General features: G+C 34.2%; 7 protein-coding genes and 1 tRNA gene. 5 read left to right on the forward strand and 3 right to left on the reverse strand.

The window, feature by feature from the left end; genetic code table 11:
- The first annotated feature begins 8 nt into the window (after window positions 1-8).
- Window positions 9-1139 (forward strand): bifunctional diaminohydroxyphosphoribosylaminopyrimidine deaminase/5-amino-6-(5-phosphoribosylamino)uracil reductase RibD, encoded by a 1131-nt coding sequence (gene ribD, locus A9G25_RS11285; RefSeq protein WP_065627000.1) that lies wholly within the window; start codon window positions 9-11, stop codon window positions 1137-1139.
- A gap of 89 nt (window positions 1140-1228) precedes the next feature.
- Window positions 1229-1639, forward strand: coding sequence for a hypothetical protein (locus tag A9G25_RS11290; RefSeq protein ID WP_065627001.1), 411 nt, complete (start codon window positions 1229-1231; stop codon window positions 1637-1639).
- A gap of 147 nt (window positions 1640-1786) precedes the next feature.
- Here the strand turns inward: A9G25_RS11290 and A9G25_RS11295 are convergent, their stop codons facing one another.
- Window positions 1787-2545: a M48 family metallopeptidase gene (locus tag A9G25_RS11295; protein WP_065627002.1), complete on the reverse strand. Its 759-nt coding sequence runs from the start codon at window positions 2543-2545 to the stop codon at window positions 1787-1789.
- Between the two features lie 152 nt (window positions 2546-2697).
- On the opposite strand from A9G25_RS11295, the gene queA reads away from it, so the two are divergent.
- Window positions 2698-3738 (forward strand): tRNA preQ1(34) S-adenosylmethionine ribosyltransferase-isomerase QueA, encoded by a 1041-nt coding sequence (gene queA / locus A9G25_RS11300; RefSeq protein ID WP_065627003.1) that lies wholly within the window; start codon window positions 2698-2700, stop codon window positions 3736-3738.
- Between the two features lie 80 nt (window positions 3739-3818).
- Here the strand turns inward: queA and A9G25_RS11305 are convergent, their stop codons facing one another.
- Entirely contained in the window at window positions 3819-4493 is a 675-nt protein-coding gene (locus tag A9G25_RS11305; protein WP_065627004.1) for a M48 family metalloprotease, read from the reverse strand.
- A gap of 137 nt (window positions 4494-4630) precedes the next feature.
- On the opposite strand from A9G25_RS11305, the gene tgt reads away from it, so the two are divergent.
- Together tgt and A9G25_RS11315 are read left to right on the forward strand one after the other, a co-directional pair.
- On the forward strand, window positions 4631-5767 hold the full coding sequence (gene tgt / locus A9G25_RS11310) for a tRNA guanosine(34) transglycosylase Tgt (protein WP_065627005.1): 1137 nt from the start codon (window positions 4631-4633) through the stop codon (window positions 5765-5767).
- A 72-nt stretch (window positions 5768-5839) separates the two neighbouring features.
- Window positions 5840-5916: transfer RNA gene (locus tag A9G25_RS11315), tRNA-Pro, on the forward strand.
- A gap of 370 nt (window positions 5917-6286) precedes the next feature.
- On the opposite strand, the gene A9G25_RS12455 is transcribed toward A9G25_RS11315, so the two are convergent.
- Window positions 6287-6442, reverse strand: coding sequence for an integrase core domain-containing protein (locus A9G25_RS12455; RefSeq protein ID WP_081297253.1), 156 nt, complete (start codon window positions 6440-6442; stop codon window positions 6287-6289).
- Window positions 6443-6995 lie beyond the last annotated feature (553 nt).

Below are 6995 nucleotides of genomic sequence, written 5' to 3' on the forward strand. Positions count from 1 at the left end.
TTAACAATATGACTGCAATTTGCAATAAAGATCACTTCTACATGCAACAAGCCATTGATTTGGCTAAACTTGGTCGTTTTACAACAACACCAAATCCTAATGTGGGCTGTGTCATTGTTAAAGATGATCAAATAATTGGCAAAGGTTATCACCAAAAAGCTGGTGAGCCTCATGCCGAAGTTCATGCACTAAAAAAGGCTGGTGATGAAGCAATCGGCGCAACTGCTTATGTGACATTAGAGCCTTGTAGTCATTTTGGTCGAACCCCACCTTGTGCTGATGCGCTTATTAAAGCTGGCATCATTCGTGTAGTTATTGCGATGCAAGATCCTAACCCTAATGTTGCAGGTAATGGTATTAAACGCTTAAAAGAAGCAGGAATAGATGTCACCATTGGCGTTTTAACTGAGCAAGCAGAAGCTATTAATAAAGGCTTTTTAAAACTCATGAGAACGGGTATGCCTTATGTTCAACTTAAACTAGCCGCCTCATTAGATGGTAAAATTGCCATGGCATCAGGTGAAAGCAAATGGATAACATCAAATAAGGCAAGAAAAGATGTGCAACAGTTCCGAGCTCAAGCAAGCTGTATTTTAAGTACTCGTGCGACTGTGCAGGCTGATAATGCAAGTTTAACAGTTAGATATAATGAATTACCTGATGAAATAAAAAAAATCTACCTACCAGAAAAAATCCGGCAACCTATTCGTGTAATTATTGACAGCCAAGATCAGCTAACGGGTACTGAAAATATTTTCAATCAGCTAGGTGAAACATGGGTAGTACGAAAAAAAGATAACCTTATTGCAAAACAAAATACCAAATTAATTATAGAATCATCTAGTTGTAAACAAATAGATTTATCTAAATTGTTTGCATTATTAGCCGAAAAACAAATAAATTCGATTTGGGTTGAAGCTGGCGCTCATTTAGCTGGAGCTCTAATAGAACAAGATTTAGTGGATGAATTAATTATTTATTATGCACCAAAATTACTTGGTCATAATGCGTTAGATATGTGTATATTACCAAATCTGCAAAAGCTTTCATTAGCGCCACAATTTCGATTTGAATCGGTTGCTATGGTGGGTGATGATCTTCGACTTATTTTAAAAAGAAAGTCACTTGCAACTTTGTAAAGGGTTAATAACTTTTTTCAGTAACATTCGAAACTAAAAATTTAATAGTAAGTTAGCCGGTATGTATCAGAGAACAAGATTCACCACACTTGATATCGATTTTTCTCAATTTAGATGAGTATCGTATTATCGAAAACTTCGGTTATGCTGATATTTTAGGAACAGGAAAAGTCTGTGGTTATCAAATTCTTTCGGATCATGTTGAGGCATTATCAATTGATGAAGTTATGGATAACACTTTCTTATGTGATAAAGCAAATCAAATTTTAAATTTTCTTGGTTTTGGCTTTAAAATTGGTCAGCCGTTTGAGTTAACCAATCAGTTTAATCATAATTATAGATTTAAAGATCATATCTATGAAGATCACATGCGTTATTATTGTGTTTTCGATAAAATTTTGATTACTCTAGGTATTAATTTGGAAGGGATTTTGGTTTCATTTGAAATGGTTAACAATCAATGTATTATCAATAATTGTCTTGAAATTTTTAGATCTTAGCATTGTCTTCAAATTTTATTTAAAGCATTACTACCATTTGACTATTTTATGGGATAGTTACACTTAATTTGTCTAATTTCTTCATTTGATTTGGTAACAAATAAAAAAAGCGCTATTAATAGCGCTTTTAACTAAAAATTACTGTGCTTATTTTTTAAGCTCAGCGATTTTTTTACGAATATTGTTAGCACGCTCTGTTGAAGATGGATGGCTACTTAAGATTGAAGCGTCACCACCACCTAATTTATCAAATGCAGTTGCAAGACCTGCTGGGTTAATTTTTTTCTTAACTAAGAAATCGAAAGAGTAATTATCCGCATCTTGTTCTTGTTTTTGTGAAAATTGAGAATTAATCACTGCTGATGCTAAAGCGCCTAAACTAGATTTAGATAGAGCGGCAATTTTTGCATTACCAGATGCTGCTGCAGCATCATGTGCTATTTCAGTTGCATAAGCAACTTGCATTGCTTTTTTACTATGACCTAAAGCAACGTGACCTAATTCGTGACCTAAAACGCCTTGAATTTCGTTATCAGTCATCATATCCATTAGACCACTATATACACGAACACAGCCATTAGCCATTGCCCATGCATTAACATCTTTTGTAATGTATACTTTATAGTTGATTGGTGTACCGTTTAGATTATTACCAAGTGTTTTTGCAATTTTATTTAATCGTTTAGTATAAGCGCTTTTTGCTGGAGCAATTCTTGATTGAGCATCCATTTCAGCACATGATTGTTGACTTAATGCTTTAACATCATTATCACTTAGAGTAGCAGCTTGCAAACTTTTCATGCCAAGACTTGTTAAGTCATCTGCGCTCATATTTTTACAACCAGCGAGAGACATTGCAGCAACTAAAGGCAGTGCAACTAACAATGTTTTTTGATGTTTATTCATACTCTTTTCCTTATATTAATATAAATGTCAAATGTCTAATTTCTTTAGACAATTTAAATTTTAACGTAACTTTAATAATAATCAACAAATAATTGCTTGATTAGACATTATCAGGGCTTTAGACTAATGCCTAATTTTTGAGGAACACGATTATGCAACTATCCGATTTTGATTTTTATCTTCCTAAAGAGCTAATTGCCAAACATCCTTCAAAAAATAGAAGTGCATGCCGACTTTTATCTCTTGATAGCCATACAGGTAAAGTTGAAGATAATGTATTTACTGATATTATCGATAAAATCAATCCGGGTGATTTACTTATTTTTAACAATACTAAAGTTATTCCTGCTCGCTTATATGGAAAAAAAGCTTCAGGTGGAAAAATTGAAATATTAATTGAAAGAATATTAGATAATAACCGAGCCCTTGCGCATATTAGAGCATCAAAATCACCCAAAGCAGGTGCTGAACTAATATTAGGTGAAAATGACCCTATTAAGGTTACCATGCTAACACGCCACGATGCTTTATTTGAATTGCAATTTCCGGACGATGTACTTAGTATTTTAAATAAGATAGGTCATATTCCATTACCGCCATATATTGATCGTCCAGATAATGAACAAGATCGCGAAGTTTATCAAACAGTGTATAGTAAAGTGCCAGGAGCCGTTGCTGCGCCCACGGCTGGTCTTCATTTCGATAAATCTTTATTAGAAAAACTAAAACATAAAGGCGTCGAAATGGCATTTGTCACTCTACACGTTGGAGCAGGAACATTCCAACCAGTTAGGGTTGAAAACATTGAAACCCATATTATGCACTCTGAATATGCTGAAGTGCCGGAAACTGTTGTGGAGGCGGTATTAGCATGTAAAGCACGAAACAAAAAAGTTATCGCCGTGGGAACCACTTCTGTTCGAGCTTTAGAAAGTGCAGCACAAAAAACAGGGAAAATAGCCCCTTTTTTTGCCGATACCCAAATTTTTATTTATCCGGGTTATCAATTTAAGGTCATTGATTCGCTCATAACTAATTTTCATTTACCTGAATCAACTTTGATTATGCTTGTTTCTGCCTTTGCTGGTTACGAAAACACTATGAAAGCTTACCAACATGCTGTTAAAGAAAACTATCGATTTTTTAGTTATGGTGATGCAATGTTTATTACAGCACAGAGTAATAAATATTAAAAAAATATCAAATAAATAGCCAATGGAATTGAGCTAAGTTCAAACTTTATTGGCTATATTAAGCTTATCTATATAAATACTTATTTATTGCCTAATCTATCTAAAATACGATCAATACGTTTTGTATTTGATGGATGCGATGTTTTTGTTTTTGAATGAATCGGCATTTTTTTTAACATAGTTACAAGCCCCATTGGGTTAATATTATTGCTCATTAATAATTCCAAGGCATAATTATCGGCTTCAAACTCATATTGTTGAGCAATATCTTCTTTAACAATAACGACTACCTCTTTATTGGTTATCCCAACATAAGGGGCTAGCTTAAATGATTTTATAGCATGCTTAAGAGCAATGTGAGCTTGTTCATGAGCTAAAACTGCCTGTAATTCATTATCGTTTAATAATTTTATTAACCCACTGTTTATGCGAATACAACCATTAGCAGTTGCCCATGCATTAGGATCAGTATTTAAATAAACTTTGTAATTTACTTCAATATTATTAATCTTTTTAGGCAACGTTTGAGTCAGCCCTTCAAGTTTTTGGGTAAGCCAACTATTTTCATTAGCAATAACAGATCGTTTATCTGAGTCAGCACACGCTTTTGCTCCAATAGCCTTGATGTCTTGTTCAGATAAATGTTTAATTTTGTCTGATGTAATAATTAGCGCAACTTCATTATTGAAGTTTTGACAACCAACTAATAAACTAATTGAAAAACATAACATTAAAAATAAATTAATATGCTTCAAATGTCTTAAATCCTTTCAAATATTGTTTATTGACGCCTAGCACGATAAACTAACACTGAAAATTAATGATACGGTGACGTATTATAACAATAATTCGCGCCAAACTGTTTATTTGGTCGCAAGAGGTTAACAAAAAAATGAAATTTGAACTAGATAATACCGATGGGCTTGCTCGTCGAGGACGTATGAAATTCGATCGTCGTGGTGTTGAATATACTGTTGAAACACCTGCTTTTATGCCTGTTGGTACTTATGGCACGGTAAAAGGCATGACCCCAGAAGAGGTTATTGCAACTGGAGCTCAAATATTACTAGGTAATACATTCCATTTATGGTTAAGGCCTGGACAAGAAATCATGCGAAAACATGGTGATTTACATGATTTTATGCAGTGGCATGGTCCAATTTTGACCGATTCGGGAGGGTTTCAAGTCTTTAGTTTAGGTGATATCCGCAAAATCAAAGAGGAAGGTGTTTATTTCCGTAATCCAATTAATGGTGATTCGATTTTCTTATCACCTGAAGTTTCAATGGAAATTCAATATGATCTTGGTTCTGATATTGTGATGATTTTTGATGAATGCGCCCCCTTTCCTGCTGATTGGGATTATGTCAAAAAATCAATGGAAATGTCTTTACGTTGGGCCAAACGTAGCCGAAAGCGTTTTGATGAATTAGGCAACAAAAATGCACTCTTTGGTATTGTGCAAGGCGGAATACATCAAGAATTACGTGATATCTCAATTAAAGGATTGACCGAAATTGGCTTTGATGGCTACGCTGTTGGTGGATTAGCTGTTGGAGAACCCAAAGCTGATATGCATCGCATTTTGGAGGGTACTTGCCCACAATTACCAGCTGATAAACCTCGTTACCTAATGGGAGTGGGTAAACCTGAAGATTTAGTTGAAGGTGTACGTCGAGGCATTGATATGTTTGACTGTGTGATGCCAACCCGTAATGCACGTAATGGTCACTTATTTGTCACAAATGGAGTGATTAAAATTCGTAATGCTAAATATAAAGACGATACTACTCCACTTGATCCTCATTGTGACTGTTATACTTGCAAAAATTATACTAAATCATATCTTCATCACTTAGATAAGTGCGGTGAGATTTTAGGTGCACGCTTAAATACCATTCACAATTTACGTTATTATCAACGTTTAATGGCTGAAATTCGTGAAGCCGTTGCGAACAAACGTTACGAAGATTTTGTCATTGAATTTTATCAACAAATTGGTAAAACACCAGCACCTTTATCGAAATAAGGACATAGCAGATATAAATTTTCATCATAAGTATTGACACTTTTTAGGAAGCGCAGTATTATGCGCTTCCAACGGCGAGTAGCGCAGCTTGGTAGCGCAACTGGTTTGGGACCAGTGGGTCGGAGGTTCGAATCCTCTCTCGCCGACCATTACCACCTTTCAAAACATCATTAACAGAAATTTATAATAATCCATTTAGATACTAAAAAACATGTTAGATTCTACAAGAGAACCTGTAAATAAATTTGTGTATTTACTTATTTTCGAACTACTCTAATGAGTAAAAACAAGGTAAATATAAAATGGATGAACAAAAACTAAGAAAAATGGCAGCAGGCTGGCTAAAAGCATAAAAATGCAGAAATGTTTATGTAAATTAACGGGTTATTATAAATAAACTGGTAATTGAAACCGTATTAAATAAAGAATTTACCGAGCATCCGTTACCTTTAATTTTAAAATACACAAAATTTAGGAAGAAGGGCGTTTATAGCTTATGTGTAGGAAAACGCCGAGTTTTTACACTTCATGACTACAATAATCCTCTAAAAACTCATAAGCCGTTTTCCCTGAAATCGCTTTATGCGGTTTAACCGTATTATAAAAATTAATAAAGCGTTTAAGTTTTTGTTTTCTCTCTTTTGAATCGCTAAATATTTGCTGATTATGCCACATCTCAATTCAAAGTTCGTATTACCCTTTTCGGCTTTCCCATTTGTTTCTTGGCATGCGGTTTTGGTGAATTTTTGATTAATACGATGGTTATTACACGTTTTAACAAATAGGTGTTCACTTGTGCCTTGATATTCACGTCCATTATCGGAATAAACACATTCAATGGTATAAGGATACTGGGCTAACTATCTTGTCTGTGATAAGGCGTTAGTTTTGTTTTTTTGTGTATATTCATTACCGTAGTTTCTCAAATTACTGTAAACAATGCTAGTAAATCCTACAAACAGACTATAGACAATTAGTTGTTTATATTATATTATTCTTCAATTAGATAATTTAAAGAAATTAAGCAGTGTAAAAAACTCGAAAAACGAGCAAAAAAAAACTAACAAATTGAATTGTTAGCAAATATATTGAAATATGGAATGGGTAGTGATAAAATGATTGCCAACAACCAACAACCAACAACCAACAACCAACAACCAACAACCAACAACCAACAACCAACAACCAACAACCAACAACCAACAACCAACAACCAACAACCAACAAC

Origin of the sequence: Gilliamella sp. Bif1-4, from assembly GCF_001690535.1 — a bacterium.
In the GTDB taxonomy this organism is placed as follows: domain Bacteria; phylum Pseudomonadota; class Gammaproteobacteria; order Enterobacterales; family Orbaceae; genus Gilliamella; species Gilliamella bombi.